Origin of the sequence: Janthinobacterium sp. EB271-G4-3-2 (genome assembly GCF_020858035.1) — a bacterium.
GTDB classification, from domain to species: domain Bacteria; phylum Pseudomonadota; class Gammaproteobacteria; order Burkholderiales; family Burkholderiaceae_D; genus Janthinobacterium; species Janthinobacterium aestuarii.
In genome coordinates this window covers 212,511-230,451 of sequence record NZ_JACYMG010000001.1, presented here as the reverse complement: position 1 = coordinate 230,451, position 17,941 = coordinate 212,511, and the positions used below count along the sequence as shown (strand labels likewise).

Genomic DNA, 17,941 nt, shown 5'->3' with positions numbered 1-17,941 from the left:
AATCACCTCACTATAATAATTTTTTTACGCGAATCAATAGGTAAAGTCTTAGCGTAATCCATAAATATCTTTTGATTTTCAGAATTCAAAATTCTAAAATCAATAGGAACAAAATCCGCCTTCGACAAATGTTCCATAATTCCAATTTGCGCACTACCTGATTTAAAAGATTTTTCATAAAACTTATTCAGGCCATCGATCTCCTTGGCCGTCAACCTGTCAGTCGTATACATTGCATCAACAGTTTTTCCTGCATTAGGACCATCTAAAATGACAAAATCTGGAGACTTTCCTCCCCTTCCCCCTGCTGGAACCGGATAGCGATCCATTGTACCCAACACAGACTCTAACTGGGCAGCCATCGCTGCCTCGGTTGGCTTAAACCCACCATTCCCCAAAACATCCTTGGTATTAAGTTTTTTCTGGGCATCTAACGGCGTAACTCTAACCTCTGTCTCCAAAAAACCATCTGCATTTCGCAGTAGAGTCTGCTCATATTTTCCAGCCGATTTCAACGTATCATCAAGTGCCTTCTCTACCTTACCTGCCTTCCCTACCGATCCAACGAAGAGCCCGACAAAATCACCTGCCTTCCCGCCTCCAATTCTTCCAATTGTCTCGACATCCCCCCGTTCATAAGCCAATGCAAGTTCATTATTTCGTGCCCGAATGGATTTCCCCAATTCTGAGAACGTTTTCTCTGGATTGGTTGCCGCCTCAAAAATTCCAGATGCTGAATCCATAACCCTCTTTTGAGCATCAACATCAAAAGTTAAGGCATTGAGTGTCGTAAGAAAAGTTTTAAACGAATATATAGCACCATCCAGAATATTATCAGCGAATCCAGAATTTCTTGCCCTCAACAAGTCCAATCGTCCGAATGTCGAATTAGCCTGATTTTGAGTATTTCCTGCCTCAATAGAATACGTAAGTCTCGGCACGCCAAACGTTCCAAATACATCATCAGATTTTCGAATGATTTCTGAGTATGCAAAACGTACCTCCTGCCTTTTTCCATTGCAATAGGCACTTGCATTTCCTCGACAGTCATCCAGGATACGGTCTCGCTGCTCACTCTCTGCTTGCAACTCATCTCGTTCAGTACACGAAGAAGCTTTTCCTGCCATACACTCAGAATTTTTCTTTTCTAGTTTTAATATTTCTTCATGTTTAAGGTAATTATTCGCCACTTCATTCGCTGCACTAGCCGCTCCCGTCGCACCGCCAGCTGCGCCCCCCACCGCTGCACCCGCTGCCAATGTCAGCGCACTACGCAGCGTTTCCGGCATGTCCAATTCCTTAAGTTGCTTGGCAATAGTATCCGTCGACAACGCCGCGGCACCTGCGCCCAAAGCACCGTCGGTACCGCCGGCAAGCCCACCAACCGCTGCATGCAAGGCCACTCGCGCTAGCCCATCCTCTTTCCAGTTATTCCTGATCTCGTCACTTTGACGCTTTAACTCTTTGCTTCTCTCAGGATCAGATTGACTAAGCTCACCCGATTTACGCTCTAACAGTGCCGCCTCTTTCAGCTTAGCGGAGGCATAGTCTCCTACCTCCTTTGCCGCCGCTGCCGCAAACGCCGCCGTCACATCCATTGACGCCTGCAGCGCAGCCTTGTCAAAATTATTGCCAATCTTACCGCTGGAATCCACTCCAGTCGTCACATCGCGGTTCAGATCGGCGATAGCTTCATCCGCTCCCTTGCCCGTCGCCGCGCGCTGAGCCGCATCATCTGTGATGACGATTGTGCCGCCGCTGATGCCGCTGCGGGTCGTGCTGGTGGAATTTTCACTGAGGGAAACGATAGCTGGCAGGCCCACTGTCGTAGCATCTTTTTTGCCAGCGACATCCGTCAGGTTCTCATTTCGTGTTCCCGTGCCAGCAAAGGACATGCCACCCGACACCCCCACACTGCTCCCCTTCGATATCGCATGATTCGCGATATCGCTATGCGTCAAGGTGGCCGTGACCAAGCTGCTGTCAAGCTTACCCGCCTCGGTGGCACTGATGACGGCGCCCTTCAAGTCCGTATTGCCGCCCACCTTGATCTGGAAGCCGCCGTCGCCCGCCTTGATGCCGCTTTGCTCCTGCACGCTGGCATAGTCGTTGTGCATGTTGCTCTGGCTATAGCTGGCGCTGAAACTGGCGCCATAGCCGACCGTGCCGCTGGCGGAGAAACTCTGGCTCTTGCTGTCGAACTTGGCCGTGTCCTGCAGGCTTTCCAGGTTCAGGTTGCCCTTGATGTCGGCAATTACCTGGTTGGCGCTGGCTACGGCGCCCTTGATGTTGGTATCGCCGCCACTGCTGATCACCAGCTTGTCGCCCGCATTCACATGCGTGTTGAGCTGCGTCGTGCCATCTCCGTCCTCATGCCCCTTGCTGCCGCTGACGCTGGCCGTGAAGCCGAAAGACATGCCCTTGCTGCTGACACTGGCCGCCACGCCTGCCGACGCACTCAGGCTCGAACTCTTGCTGTGCTGGCTTTCCGTGTCCTGCGCGGCCAGCAGATTGACGTTGTTATCGGCATGCAGGCGAATATCATTTTTCGCGTTCAGGTCGCTGCCCAGGATATTGATGTTGCTATCCCTGCCGCCGCCCATGGCCGTGATATTGATATTATTGCCTGTCAATACGCTGCCGCTATGCGTGGTGCTGGCCGTCGTTTGCGTCTGGATGCTTTCCGAATGGCCCGCCGTCAGGCTGATGCTGATGCTTGGACCGCCTTCCTTCATCATGTCCTTGGCAGCGTCCTTGGCGGCCATGGCCGTGGTCGCCGCCGCCATGGCTGTGACGCGGCCATCCTTGGCCGTACTGGCCGCAGAACTCATGGTTTGCAGGGTCTGGAAGGCACTGACCACACTTCCACCCAAGGCCGCCGTAAAGCCATCCTGCGTCATCTTGGACTCAAACTTGCCTTTGACATCGTCCTTGCCCGGATCTACCGTTACGCTACGGCCGATCAAATTCATGTCCTGGCCTGCCATCACCTCGCTACCACTTATCTTGATCGCATTGCCTGCGCTCAATACGAGGTCGCCGCCGATCGCTCCCACTTTACTGACTGCCAAACCACTCTGGGTCTGCGCATCACGCTCCTGGTCTGTAGTGGTCGTGCGCTTACCGTAAGTGAAGCCAAATCCCGCCCCTCCCAGAAGACCGTTTTCGTCAACTTTTCTATAATGCGTCTCACGGCTGGTATTGACAGCGGCATCAATAGTCAAGTTATTACCAGCCAGTATGCTGACCGTTTGATCGGCAAGCACATCCGATCCCGTCACATGCACATCATTATTAGCCTTTATCACCACCGTCTTCCCGCCTACACTGGTGCCTATAGTTCCGCTTGACTCTAGCGTGTCGCGCGTCGTCGTGGTGACGCTATAAAGAAGACCTCTCGATTCGTGCTTGACGGCATTATCGTAACTTGACGTCGATACACCGTTGATCAGACTAACATCATGACCCGCCGTTAGTGTCAAGGTCTCGCTGGCCTGGATACTGGCGGCCTTGGCTACCAAGTTGTTGCCCGCCTGAACAGTGATATGGCCTTCGCCCACAATCTGGCTACCTACTTCATTAGTGCTGTTCTTCTTGAAAAAATTATCGGTGTCGTACAGCGTATTTTCGCTGCTGCCCACTGCAAGCGTCCCGAGCTGTATATCGCGACCGGTCTGAACAAGCGTTGCACCACCGCTGGCAGCATTTCCGATGACCCCCGCAACCATAGTCAAATCTCGTCCAGCAGTGACCAACAGCGTGCCACCGCCACTTGCCCCGTCGCCGGTGACATAAAGTCCTGCAACACGATCGACTGCAGTGCTTGATGAATTCGTATAGTTATATTGCGAGGATGTCGTTGCGGTGGTGCTCTTTATATTGATATCGCGGCCAGCGGAAACCAACAATGTACTATTTGCCGAAATCGTGCCTGTCACGTTATTCAGGTCATTTTTAGCCGCCACCGAAACTGCATCACCGTGAATGCGGCCTTGCAGGTTCTCGACGTTCTCCGCATTGAGCCTGACAAGCTCGCGGCCGGCGATCGTGCCGCCATTGATCAAGTCACCAGACAGGCTGATATCAATTTCTTTACCGGAAAGTAAACTGCCCGATCCATCAAGGTCGTCCTCCCGCACACGCACATATACTTGCGGCACGAGTACCTTCTGCGTGCTACCGTCGGCCAGTGCCACCTCCCGCTCCACCAGCCAGACGATGTCGCTGGTCAATGCTGCCATCTGCTCCGGGGTCAATGCAACGCCAGGCCGAATATCCCACGTCTTGGCATACGCCGCCCCGGCATCCATCAGACCCCGATACTGTTGATCATCATTGCTGTAGTCGCCGACAAACCGCTGGCCAGTCAGCTCGGCAATCTGCTCCCGCACCAGGCGTTGCTCATAGAAGCCGTCACCCAAGCGCTTCTGTGTCACTGCCGGGTCCAACTGAACCTTGCTGGTCAGGTAGTCCGAGCCTGTCCAATCACGGTAGCTGGCAAACCGGGGGTCGGTTTCAACGAGAAAGCGCGACGAAGGAGCTGGACTGGTGCGAAACAGGCTGGCGTTGGGCAACTGCATTGAAGGCGACGCCGTACGCACAACTTGTGCACGGCCACCAGGATTACTCAGTGCCACTTGAGCAAACTCGTTCATCTTGGCCTGCGATGCACCACCTGCACTGGTAACGCGCGACGCTTTGCCCATGGCCTGCGAGACAGACGTGCTGCCTGGCGCTGCCATGTCTGCTGGCGCCATGGCACCTGGACCGCTTGCATTCCCCACAGTCACATTTGCCACGTCCCAAAGATTGACAGCCTGGCCCGCATTCCCTGCACGGTCGCTGCCTTGCAAGCCTCCGCTACCGCCCACTGTCCGTGAAACTCCTTGCAGGTTGGTAGCCAGCGAGCCCGCATCGACCTTACCCGCAGCGCCGGTTCCATTGACAGCGCCAACCGCATCGCCCTGCACGGCCTGATGCCATGCCGTTTGAGCCGCTCCGCCAAGCCGGCTACTGTCTGATACGCCATCACCGCCGACGACTAACTGAGAATGTCCCTGCAAGTCCGTGGCCAGCAACCCCGCATCGATTCCATTTGCAGTACCGTCCCTATGAATGGTATCGATGGCGCCGCCTTGCACACCATCGTGCGCTGCCATCTTGCCCGCATTTCCAAGGCGAGCACTGCCACTCTGTTCCGTTCCGCCAGAAACCGCAGTGACACTTTGACCATTAACGCCAACCTTAACGCCATTGCCGCCGACGCCAGGCGACGATGTTTTAACGCCGTTGCCGCTGGCAGCGACAAGCGCTGTCCCGATAACTGCATCAACGCGGCCGGCCGGTCCTACGCCAGCGATACCGCTGGCACCATCAAGCGGGCCGGTTCCACTCGCCGTCTTCGCGCCGTTCCCACCGGCTGCATGCACCCCAGCAATCTCGCCGGGGGTCTTGCTTACCGAGGTCTGCAGCATGTCGACACTTGCGCCCCCAGCAGCGCTGGTGCCGACCTTGACTCCGCCTGCTCCAGTTGCCGAGGGCAAAGTATAGGTCTTTCTTTCATAAACCTGGTTGACAAGGTCTTTGGAACGCTTCTCAACTGGTTCGTATCTCATCGTGACTGGTTTGTTGATAAAGCCGCCGGATGGCCCCGAAGGCACATACAGGTAGTTCGTGACCGTTCCCGTTTCTTGGAAGTAGGTTTCCAGCTCCAGTACCGGATTGACGAGGGTCGTTCCTAGCACTGTTAGCTTGCCTCCCGTAATAACGTGACTTTGCTGATTAAGAGCATCATATGAATGTATTGTCAAATTACCACCCGCGACCAGCTTTGCTGCATCGGAGGCAACAACAGTATCTTTGCGGAAAGTACGAGTAATTTCGTATTTTTTATATTCTTTCTGCGCAAACCCATTAATGACGGGATAACCGTTGCTAAAGGAGAAATTGGGATCATCAGAACGATAACGCTTATCCGCGTCCCCTGCCCCCAATACAGAATACTCAACCACTGTTTCAGATCCGCTATCGAGCTTCTCGATACGGAATGGCACATTCAAGTTCCGGAACTGCCCCGCAGCCAAATCCAAATTTCCCAACGCCTCGATCGTCGCGCTGGCATTCGTCACCGAGCCAGCCCAGCCCGTGGCGATGCGGTTGCCGTCCAGGTAGCCGCCGATGGCCAGGTCGCCGCCGCTGAAGATCAGGCCGTGTTCGCGGTTATTGAGTGTCGTGACGCCGATATCGAGCCGCTCGCGCGCCGCGATGGTGGCCGCCACGCCGCCTTCCACGTCGTTGTTGACGGTGCCGCCACCGATACTCAGATGGTCGCCATAGATGCGGCCCGTGCCCATGTTGTTCAGCGTCCCCACGTTCAGTTCCGTGTTGATGCCATCGATCACGCCACGGTTGTTCAATACTCCGCCGACGTTGACGCGCGTCGTACCCGCGTTGATGTCGCCCGTGAGCGTATTTTCAAAATTCGCGGCGCCCAGAGTCAGGGTGCTGCGCGCCTGGATCTTGCCAGCATTGGTCAGCAATCCGCCGATAGTGATACCGGCATTGCCATTGGCCATAATCTCGGCGCCCGCGTTCAGCGTAAAGTTGCCGGCCAGGTCCAGCGCCATATCTTGTTGTGACAGCACCTTGCCGTCGCCGCTCAGGCTGCCTGCGCGGATGTCGGTGCGCTGGCCGCCGATGATGGTGCCGCCCGTGTTGGTGATGGCCAGGCCACGGCCGGGGCCGGTGTCCTGCAGCGCCAGCGCGCCGCCGGCGCTGAGCATGCCCAGTGTGTTGTTGATAATACCTGCGCTGTTGATCGCCAGGTTGCCATCGGCGCGCACCGCGCCCTGCACATTGCTGACATTGGCGCTGTTCAGGGTCACATGGATGCCTTCGATGCCCTGGTTGGCGCCCATGGTGCTGGCATTGTCGATCGCGCCGCCGCTCACGGTGACGGCCGCGCCGGAGCGGATCAAGCCTTGCTGGTTGTTGATACTGCCGCCACCGGCGTTCAAGCCGATATTGCCCAGCACCTGGATTTGCCCGCCCTGGTTCTGCAAGCCGCTCAGGGCCAGGTCCAGCGCCGACTTGCCGACGACCTGGCCGCCACGGTTATCCAGCTGGCCGACGCTGCCCGTGATGTTGCCGGCAGCGCCCAGGTAACCGCCTGCATTGTTCCAGCTGCCCGTTTGCAGGGTCAATCCGGCACCGCTGCTGATGCCGCCAGCGCTGCCCGGATGGCGCACCGCATACGCGCCCGCATTGGTGTTGAGCAAGGCGTTGCCGTGCGTATCGATGGTCATGGCGCCGCCCGACTGCAGCAAGCCGCCATCGTTGTCCAGGATGCCTGTCTGCAAGTTGACGCTTCCCGTGCCCGCCAAGGTGCCCTGGGTGTTGTTGAAGACTTGGCCGTGCGTGTCGAGCGTGACGTTCGCGCCCGCAATGGTGCCTTGCCCGTTCCACAGGCCGCCATTGCGCAGGATGATGTCGCCACCCGCTTGCAGGGTGCCGCCATTGTTGATGGTCGCACCCGTGGAGATCACTTGCAACTGGCCCTGTACCGAGGCCAGCTTGCCGCCGGCGCTGTTGTCGACGCTGGCTGCGTTCACGGTCATATTGTCTGTGGCCGCCAGCAAGCCGCCCGCATTGCTCAATGCCTGCGCCACGTTCGCTGTCAGCTGCCCGCCCGCCGTGGCGCTGCCGCCCTGGTTCAGCAGATTTCCTGCGCTCAGCACGACATTGCCGCCGCCGGCGATGGCGCCGCCATGGCGGTTGTCGAGCACATTGCTTGCCGTCACCGTCAGGTTGGCCGTGCCAGCCGCCTGCAGCTTGCCCCCCTGGTTGTTCAGGCTCGGGGCGACAATCGTCGTGTTGCCATTGCTGGCGATCGTGCCGCCACGGTTATCCAGGCTGGTCGTCAATTGAATGTTGGTATCACCTTTACCCAGCTGCGTCAGGTTGCCTCCCCCATTGTCCAGGGTAGCGGCCGTCACGCTCAATTGTTGCGCGATGGTACTGGCGTTGCGGTGGTCGATGACATTGGCTGTGACGACCAGGGCGCCATTGCCCGTGATTTGTCCGCGCAAGTCGTTGAGCTGCGTGGTTTGCAGGCTCAAGGTGCCGCTGCCCGCGTGTTCGATCTTGCCATCCGTATTCGTCAGCGTGGCTGCCTTCAGGGTCAAGTTGGCGCTGTTGACGGCGATGCGTCCACCCGTGTTGTCCAGCACGCCCGCTGGCACCGTCAGTTCGATGGCCGTATTGCCGGCACCCGTCTGCACGATGCTGCCTTGCTGGTTGTTCAGGTTGCCCACGCCAACATTCAGCTGGCCGGCACTGATATCGCCGCGCTGGTTGTTCCAGGTCTGGCTATTCGCACCGGCCGTGATCGTCAGGACGCCCGGCGTGGTGACCACGGCGCCGCTAGTGCTGACATCGCCTGTCGTCGCCGTGAGGCTGATATTGCCGGCGCTGCTGCGGCTGCCGCCAAGGTCGACGCTGCCACCGCGCACGACGGCATTGCCTGCCGCCAGCACTTGCCCATGCGCTCCCAATGCCTGCTGCGCCGTGACTTGCAGGTTGCCGCTCGCCTGCAGGCTGCCGTCGGCTTTCACGCCCGCGCCGATCAGGCTGGCCGCGCCGCTATCGATACTCTTGGCACTGATCGTGTTGTTGCCCTGGGCCAGGATCACGCCGGCATTCTCCAGCGCCCCCGTCACGGTCAGTACCTGTTCTGTGCCGGCAAACAGGCTGCCGCTGTTGCGCACGCTGCCCACCGTCGTCGTCAGATTGCCGCTGGCAACGATGCTGCCCTGCTCATTGAGCAGCTCGTCCATAGTCAATTGCGCATTGCCGCCCGCTGCCTGCAACTGGCCCAAGGTGTTGTCTACCTTGCCGCCGGCCACGGTCAAATCGCGGCCGGCAATGAGCACGCCGCTGGTATTGTCCAGCTTGCCCGTCGCTGCCACGCTGACATCTTGCGCGGACGCGATACGGCCATGGTCGTTCAGCAAGGCGCCCGTTTCCACGCGCACATTGCCATTTGCCTCGATCTTGCCGCCGCTATTGTCCAGGCGCGTGCTGGCCAGCACGGTTGCCGCGCTCGTGCCCAACTGCGTGATCTGTCCCTGGCGATTGTCGAGGATGCCGGCGGAGACGTTCACCTGCTGCGCCAGCAGGCTGGCGTTGCGATGATCGATGTAATTGGCCGCCGCCTGCAGCGCGCCATTGCCCGTCAGCTGGCCACGTTGGCCATACAGATTCGTGGCGCGGATGTCCAGCACACCCTTGCCCGCATGTTCGATCTTGCCATCGATATTCGTCAAGTCGCCCGCCTGCAGGCGCAGGTTGGCGCTGTTGACGGCGATGCGCCCGCCCGTATTGTCCAGCTTGCCCGTTTCGATGACGGTGTCGCCCGTGCCCGTCTGGATCACGGTGCCTTTGGCGTTGTCCAGGTTAGCCACGCGCAGGGCCAGTTGCCCCGCGCTCAGGCTGCCGCCCTGGTTCACCAGTGCCTGGCCATTGGCGGCATTGGCCGTAATGGAGAGCAAGCCGTTGGTCGACACGACGGCCTTGCTGGTCGTCACATTGCCCGCCATGGCCGTCAAGCCGATATTCGCCGCGCTGGTCTGGCTGCCGGTCACGTCGACCGATGCGCCCGTCAATTGCAACTGGCCCGCCGCCATGTTCTGGCCACCAGCTTGCAAGGCGCCGGCCGTTTTCACCGTCAGGTCGCCAGCCGAGGCAAAGCTGCCATCGGCGCGCATGCCCGCTGCCAGCAGGCCGTTGCCGCTCAGACTGCCCGCCGTGATCGTCGTATTGCCCAGCGCGGCCAGCGAGCCTGTATTGCTGAGCAAGCCGCCGATCTCCAGGCTCTGGTTGCGCCCCGCATACAGCACGCCAGCGTTGAGCACGTCGCCGGCGACCTTGGCCGTGATATCCGTACCCGCGCTGAGCGTGCCCTGCGCATTGCGCAGGCTGGCCGCATCTAGGCTCAAGGCGCCCGTGCCTGCCTGCAGCAAGCCGCGCGTATTGTCGATGGCCCCGCCCAAGTGCAGATCCGTCGCCGCCGCGATCACGCCGTCGGTATTGACGAGTGCGCCGGTGCTGACGATGTCGGCGGAAGTGGCCGAGGTGATCTTGCCCTTGGTATTGTCCAGGCTGCCGGTCTGCACCGACAACACGCCGTTGCCAGCGATTTCCCCACTCGTATTATCGAGCTGGCCGGTAACGGCGACCGTCATGCCACCCGCGCCCGTCTGCAGCAAATGGCCGCCCCGGTTGCTCAGGCTGTCAGCCTGCACGTTCAGGGACCGTCCCGTGGTGGTCGCGTTGGCGTGGTCAAGCATGCCGGCCTTGAGATCAACGGCGCCGTTGCCGATGATGTTGCCGCCTGCGCCCTGTAAGCTCGCAGCCGTGATGGACAGGGTGCCGGCCCCCGCATGCTCGATCTTGCCACCCGCATTCGTCAAGATGGCCGCGCCCAGGGTCAGGTGATTGCTATTGACGGCGATGCGTCCGGCGCTGTTGTCCAGTTTGCCTGTCTCGATGACGGTATCGCCCGTGCCCGTCTGTATCACGGTGCCTTTGCTGTTGTCCAGGTTGCCCACGTGCAGATCGAGCTGGCCTGCCTGCAAAGTACCTTCCGTGTTGTGCAAGGCGGCATTGGTCGTGATGTTGAGCGCGCCTGGCGTCGTTACGACCGCCTTGTTCGTACTGACGTCACCTTGTGTTGCCGTCAGGCCGATATTCGCCGCGCTGGTCTGGCTACCGGCCAGATCCACGCTGGCTCCTGTCAGGGTCGCCTTGCCCGCCGCCAGGTTCTGGCCATGCGCGGCCAGCGTTTGTGTAGTGCTGATCGTCAGGTCGCCGGCCGCCCCCAGCTTCCCATCAGCCTGCATGCCGGCGCCGAGCAAGCTGCTTGCGCTGCTGTCGAGGGTTTTCGCCGTCAGGCTGGTGTTGCCCTGCGCCGCGATGACACCCGTGTTCACAATGGCGCCGCTGGCGGTCAAGGTCTGGTTGCCGGCCGCATACAGACTGCCCGTATTGTTCAGACTGGCCAATGTCGCGTTCAGGTTGGCGCCGGCAAACACGTTGCCTGCGGTGTTGTTCAAGTTCGCCACGGTCAAGCTGGCATTGCCGGTCACGGCTTGCAATTGACCCTTGGTATTGTTGATATCGCCACTGCTCAATGCCAGGTTGCGCCCTGCCGCCACCGTGCCTTGCGTATTATCCAGGCTGCCCCCTGTAAGCTCGGCATCCTGCGCCGCCACGATACGGCCCGCATTGTTCAGCAAAGTGTTTGCCTTCACCAGCGCATCGCCGTTACCTTCGATCTTGCCGCCCGTATTGTCCAGCTGGCCGGTAGCCGCCACCGTCATCAAGCCAGTGCCCGTCTGCGCCAGACTGCCGCTGCGGTTATCCAGCGTGCCGGCGTTGACCGTCAGCTGATTCGCCACCGTCGTCGCATTGCGGTGGTCGAAGGCGACTGCCGTGATGTCCAGCTTGCCATTGCCCGTGATCTTGCCGAACTGGTTGTTGAACCGGCCCGCGTTGATGGCCAAGATGCCGGCACCCGCGTGTTCCAGTTTGCCATTCATGTTCGTCAAGACGGTCGCGTTCAGGGCAAGGTTATTGCTGTTGACGGCGATGCGGCCGGCCGTGTTGTCCAACTTGCCTGTCGTGATGACGGTGTCGCCGGTGCCCGTCTGCACGATGTCGCCGCTGGCGTTGTTCAGGTTGGCCACGTTCAGCTGCAACTGCCCCGCCACCAGTTGGCCCTGGTTGTTCACCAGTGACTGGGCGTTGTTTGCATTCGCCGTGATGGCCAGCAAATTGCTGGCGGAAATCACTGCCTTGTTGGTGATGACATCGCCGCTGCGCGCGGTGATGGCGATATTGCCAGCGCCCGTCTGACTGCCAGACAGGTCCGCGTTGGCCCCCGTCAGCATGGCACTGCCCGCCGCCAGGTTCTGCCCGCTCGCTTGCAGCACGCCATCGCTATTGATGGTCAGATCGCCCGCCGTGCCCAGGCTGCCATCGGCTTTCACGCCGGCACCCAGCAAACCGCTGCTGGTCACTTTGCCGGCCGTAACATGGGTGTTGTTGACGGAGGCAATCGACCCCGTGTTGTTCAGCAAGCCGCCGACCGTCAATTGCTGGTTGCGGCCCGCATACAGCAGGCCGGAATTGTTCAGGTCACCACTGATTTTGGCCGTCAGGTCCGTGCCGGCGCTGAGCGTGCCCTGCTGGTTCAGCAAGGTAACGGCATCCAGACGTAAATTGCCTGCCTGCAACACGCCTCGGGTATTGTCGAGCCCAATACCCGTCAACTGCAGCGCCTGCGTGGCGGCAATCACGCCTTCGGTGTTATTCAGTACACCCTTGCTGACGATATCGGCCGAGGCAGCGGACGTGATGCGGCCCTTGCTGTTGTCCAACACGCCTGCTTGCAGATTCAACGTACCCGCACCCGCGTGCTCGATCTTGCCGTCCTGGTTCGTGACCTTGACGGCATCGATGTTCAAGTTTGTGCTGTTGACAGCGATGCGCCCAGCTGTATTGTCCAGATTGCCGGTAACGATGCTCGTATCGCCCGTGCCCGTCTGCAGCACCGTGCCCTTGGCATTGTCCAGATTTTCCACGTGCAGGTCGAGCTGGCCTGCCTGCAAAGTGCCATCCGTGTTATGCAGGGTCGCGGCGCTCGTCACAGTCAACGTGCCTGGCGTCGTGACGACCGCCTTGTTCGTGCTGACATCGCCCTGTGTTGCCATCAGGCCGATGTTGGCGGCGCTGGTCTGGCTGCCGCCGATGTCGAGCGTGGCACCCGTCAGCTTGGCATTGCCAGCCGCCAGAACCTGGCCGTGCGCGGCCAGCGTTTGCGCAGTATTGACCGTCAAGTTGCCAGCCGTGCCCAGCTTGCCATCGGCCTGCATGCCCGCAGCAATCAGGCTGCTTGCGCTGCTGTCGAGGGTCTTCGCCGTGATGTTGTTGTTGCCTTGCGCCGCGATGACGCCCGTGTTGGTAATGGCGCCTTTTGCCGTCACGGATTGATTCCCGGCCGCATACAGGCTGCCCGTATTGTTCAGGCTAGCCAGCGTCGCATGCAGGTTGCCGCCGGCAAACACGCTGCCTGCGGTGTTGTTCAGGTCAGCCACGTTCAAGGTGGCGTTGCCGGACACAGCTTGCAATTGCCCCTTGGTATTGTCGATGTCGCCACCGTTCAATGCCAGGTTGCGGCCTGCCGCGATCATGCCCTCGGTATTGTCCAGGCTGCCGACGTTCAACTCGGCATCCTGCGCCGCCACGATGCGGCCGGTTTTGTTCAGCAACGTGCCCGCTTTCACCAGCGTGTCGCCATTGCCCTCAATCTTGCCACTCGTGTTATCCAGCTGGCCGGTGGCGTTCACCGTCATCAGTCCGGTGCCGGTCTGCGCCAGGCTGCCGGCGCGGTTGTCCAGGCTGCCGGCGTTGATGGTCAGTTGATTCGCCACCGTCGTCGCACTGCGATGATCCAGGGTGGTCGCCGTGATGTCCAGCTTGCCATTTCCCGTGATCTTGCCGAACTGGTTGTTGAATTGCCCCGCGTGGATGGCCAGCACGCCGGCACCTGCGTGCTCCAGCTTGCCATTGACGTTCTTCAGCACCGTCGCGTTCAAGGCCAGGTTGGCGCTGTTGACTGCGATACGACCGGCCGTGTTGTCGAGTTTGCCCGTGGTAATGATGGTATCGCCTGTGCCCGTCTGCACGATGTCGCCGCTGGTGTTGTTCAGGTTCGCCACGTTCAGTTGCAACTGACCGCCTACCAGTTGCCCCTGGCTGTTCACCAGAGCTTGGCCATTGGCAGCATTGGCGGTAATAGACAGCAGATTGCTGGCGGAAATCACCGCCTTGTTCGTTTGCACATCACCAGTAGTTGCCGTGATGGCGATGTTTGCCGCACCCGTCTGGCTGTTCGACATATCCACGCTGGAACCCGTCAGCGTCGCACTGCCCGCCGCCAGGTTCTGTCCGCTCGCTTGCAACACGCCATCGGCATTAATCGTCAGATCGCCCGCCGTACCCAGGCTACCATCGGCTTTCAGGCCGGCGCCCAGCAAGCCGCTGCTGGTCACTTTTCCAGCGGTAATATGGGTGTTGTTGACGGAGGCAATCGACCCCGTGTTGTTCAGCAATCCGCCGACCGTCAGCTGCTGGTTGCGGCCTGCGTACAGCAGACCGGCGTTGTTCAGGTCACCGCTCACTTTCGCCGTCAGGTCCGTGCCGGCGCTCACAGTCCCTTGCTGGTTCAGCAAGGATGCCGCATCGAGACGCAAATTATCCGCCTGCAAGACGCCGCGCGTGTTGTCGATAGTGATGCCGCCGACGTGCAAGTCGCTTGCCGCAGCCATCACGCCATCGGTATTATTCAGCGCATCTTTGCTGACGACAGAAGCAGCTGCCGCCGAGGTGATACGGCCCTTGCTGTTGTCCAGCAAGCCGGCCTGGACCGACAAGATGCCCATGCCCGCATGTTCGATCTTGCCATCGCGGTTGTTCAGCGTGATGGCATCGAGAGTCAGATTGCCACTGTTAACGGCGATGCGCCCTGCCGTGTTATCCAGATTGTCGGCCTCGATGATGGTGCCGCCCGTGCCCGTCTGCAGCACCGTTCCCTTGGCGTTGTCCAGGTTTGCCACGTGCAGGTCGAGCTGGCCTGCCTGCAAAGTGCCTTCCGTGTTGTGCAAGGTGGCATTGGTCGTAACACTCAACGTACCTGGCGTCGTGACCACAGCCTTGCTGGTGTTGACATCGCCCTGTGTCGCCGTCAGCCCGATGTTGGCGGCGCCAGTCTGGCTGCCGCTGATATCGAGCGTGGCGCCACTCAGATTGGCATTGCCTGCCGCCAGAATCTGGCCATGCGCGGCGAGATTCTGCGCAGTGCTGATCGTCAAGTCACCCGACGTGCCCAGCTTGCCATCGGCCTGGATACCGGCGCCGATCAAGCTGCTCGCGCTGCTGTCGATAGACTTTGCCGTAAGGTTGTTATTACCCTGTGCCGCGATCACGCCTGTATTCGTGATGGTAGCGCTGGCGTTCAGGGTCTGGTTGCCGGTCGCATACAGGCTACCCGTGTTGTTCAAGGTATCGAGCGTAGTGCTCAGGTTGACACCGGCAAATACGCTGCCGGCCGCATTGTTCACGTTCGCCACGTTCAGGGTGGCGTTGCCGGCCACGGCCTGCAACTGGCCCTTGGTATTGTCGATGTCGCCGCCGGTCAATGCCAAGTTGCGCCCTGCCGCCACCGTCCCTTCCGTATTGTCCAGGCTGCCCACGTTCAATACCGCATCCTGCGCCGCCACGATGCGGCCCGTGCTGTTCAGCAAGGTTGCGGCTTTTACCAGCGCATCGCCATTGCCCTCGATCTTGCCGCCCGTGTTGTCCAGCTGACCCGTGGTCGCGACCGTCATCAGTCCGCTCCCCGTCTGGGCCAGACTGCCGCCGCGATTGTCCAGGCTGTCAACTTTCACCGTCAGCTGGTTCGCCACGGTCATCGCATTGCGGTGATCCAGCGTCGCAGCGGTGATGTCGAGTTTGCCATTACCCGTGATCTTGCCGTACTGGTTGTTGAACTGGCCCGCGTTGATGGCCAGCAGGCCGCTGCCCGCGTGCTCCAGCTTGCCATTGATGTTCGTTAGCACCGTGGCGTTCAGGGCAAGATTATTGCTGTTGACGGCGATGCGGCCGGCCGTGTTGTCGAGTTTGCCCGTGGTAATGATGGTATCGCCTGTGCCCGTCTGCACGATGTCGCCGCTGGTGTTGTTCAGGTTCGCCACGTTCAGCTGCAACTGACCGCCCACCAGTTGCCCCTGGCTGTTCACCAGCGACTGGGCGTTGTTCGCATTGGCGGTAATCGCCAGCAGATTGCTGGCCGAGATGACGGCTTTATTCGTCAGTACGTCGCCGCTGCGCGCGGTGATGGCAAGGTTGCTTGCCCCCGTCTGGCTGCCCGACAGATCAATAACCTCGCCCGACAGCACGGCGCTGCCCGCCGCCAGGTTCTGCCCGCTCGCCTGCAACACGCCATCAGCGTTGATGGTCAAGTCGCCCGCCATGCCCAGGCTGCCGTCCGCCTTGACGCCGGCGCCCAGCAAACCGCTGCTGGTCACCTTGCCAGCAGATATATTGGTATTACCAACAGAGGCGATGGAACCTCTGTTGTTCAACACGTCGCCCACCGTCAGTTGCTGGTTGCGGCCCGCATACAGCAGGCCGGTATTGCCCAGGTCGCCGCTGACGCGCGCAGTCAGGTCCATGCCAGCGCTTACCGTCCCCTGCTGGTTCAGCAAGGTCGCCGCATCCAGACGTAAATTGTCCGCCTGCAATACGCCGCGCGTGTTATCAAACCCGATACCCGTCAATTGCAGCGCCTGCGTGGCCGCGATCACGCCGTCCGTGTTGGTCAGCGCGCCCTTGCTGGCGATATCCGCCGAGGCAGCGGACGTGATGCGGCCCTTGCTGTTGTCCAGCACGCCAGCCTGCACCTGCACGCCGCCATTGCCGGCGATGCTGCCGCGCGTATTGTCCAGGGTCTGCGCCACATCCACGCGCATCTGCCCTGGCCCCGTCTGCTGCAGGGTGCCGTCGCTGTTATCGAGCTGGCTGGCCCGCACTTGTAGCTGCTGTCCGGAGGTGGCTGCCTGCCGGTGATCGACCGTTTCCGCCTGGATATCGACTAGCCCATTGCCCGTCACCTTGCCCCGTTCGTCGTCGAAACGGGCCGCCTCAATGTGCAAGCTGCCGGTGCCCGCGTGCTCGATGCTGCCGTCGCGGTTAGTCACCTTATCCGCAAGCACTGTCAAGTTGGCGCTGTTGACGGCGATGCGCCCGCCCGTGTTGTCCAGGGTGCTGCCTTGCAATGCCGTGTCGCCATTGCCCGTCTGGATGATGGTGCCGCTGCGGTTGTCGAGCGCTCCCGTTTTCAAATCCAATTGCCCCGCGCTCAGGGTACCGCGCACGTTCGACAGGATCTGGCTGCTGCCGGCCGCCGCCACGGACAGCAAACCCGTGGTCGTCACCAGTGCGCCGTCGGTAACGACATGGCCGGTGCTGGCGTTCAGGGTAATCGCCGCGCCGCCCGTCTGGCTGCCGCTCAGGTCGATGCCGGCAGCGTGCAGGCTGGTCTTGCCGGCGGCCAGGTTCTGGCCATGCGCACTGATTGCTTGCGCAGCCGTCAGCTGCAACTGGCCGCTGCCGGCCAGGCTGCCATCGGCGCGGATGCCGGCACCCAGCAGGCTGCCGGCCGTGCTGTCGATACGGCTGGCATCGATGCGGTTGTCGCCCTGGGCGGCGATCACGCCGCTGTTGCTGACAGCGCCGCTCACCTGCAGCGCCTGGCTGCCGGCCGCGTACACATTGCCGCTGTTGATCACCTCGCTGGCCTGCGTGGCCAGGTTGCCGCCGGCAAACACGCTGCCGGCCGTATTGTTCAGTTTTGCGACCGTCAATGCTGCATCGCCCGCCAGCGCCTGGATCTGGCCGCGCGTATTGTCGATGTCGCCACTATCCAGGCGCAGCTTGCCGCCGGCTGCCAGGGTCGCCTCCGTGTTGTCCAGCGCGCCTGTCGACAGCGCCAGATCCGTGCTTGAGACAATGCGGCCCTTCTGGTTTTGCACATTGCTTGCCTGTACAGTCAACGCGCCATTGCTTTCCAGTGCACCGCCGCGATTGTCCAGCGCACCGCGCACCTGCACGCCGGTCGCGCCCTGGCCGCTCTGCGCCAGACTGCCGCCCCGGTTATCCAGGCTGCCGGCGTCGATGCTGAGCTGCCCTGCCACCATGCGGGCATCGCGGTGGTCGATCTGTTCGCCGCTTAGCGCCATGGCGCCGTTGCTGACGATGCTGCCGCGCTGCAAGTTGATGTGCGCCGCGCCGATCTGCAGCGCGCCCGTGCCCGCATGCTGGA

1 protein-coding gene is annotated in these 17,941 nt (G+C 60.4%); it reads right to left on the bottom strand.

Annotated elements, in window-relative coordinates; genetic code table 11:
• Positions 1-2: 2 nt before the first annotated feature.
• Positions 3-17,891, bottom strand: a complete 17,889-nt coding sequence (locus tag IGS55_RS00955; protein ID WP_230516581.1) for a hemagglutinin repeat-containing protein — start codon at positions 17,889-17,891, stop codon at positions 3-5.
• Between the last annotated feature and the right edge of the window lie 50 nt (positions 17,892-17,941).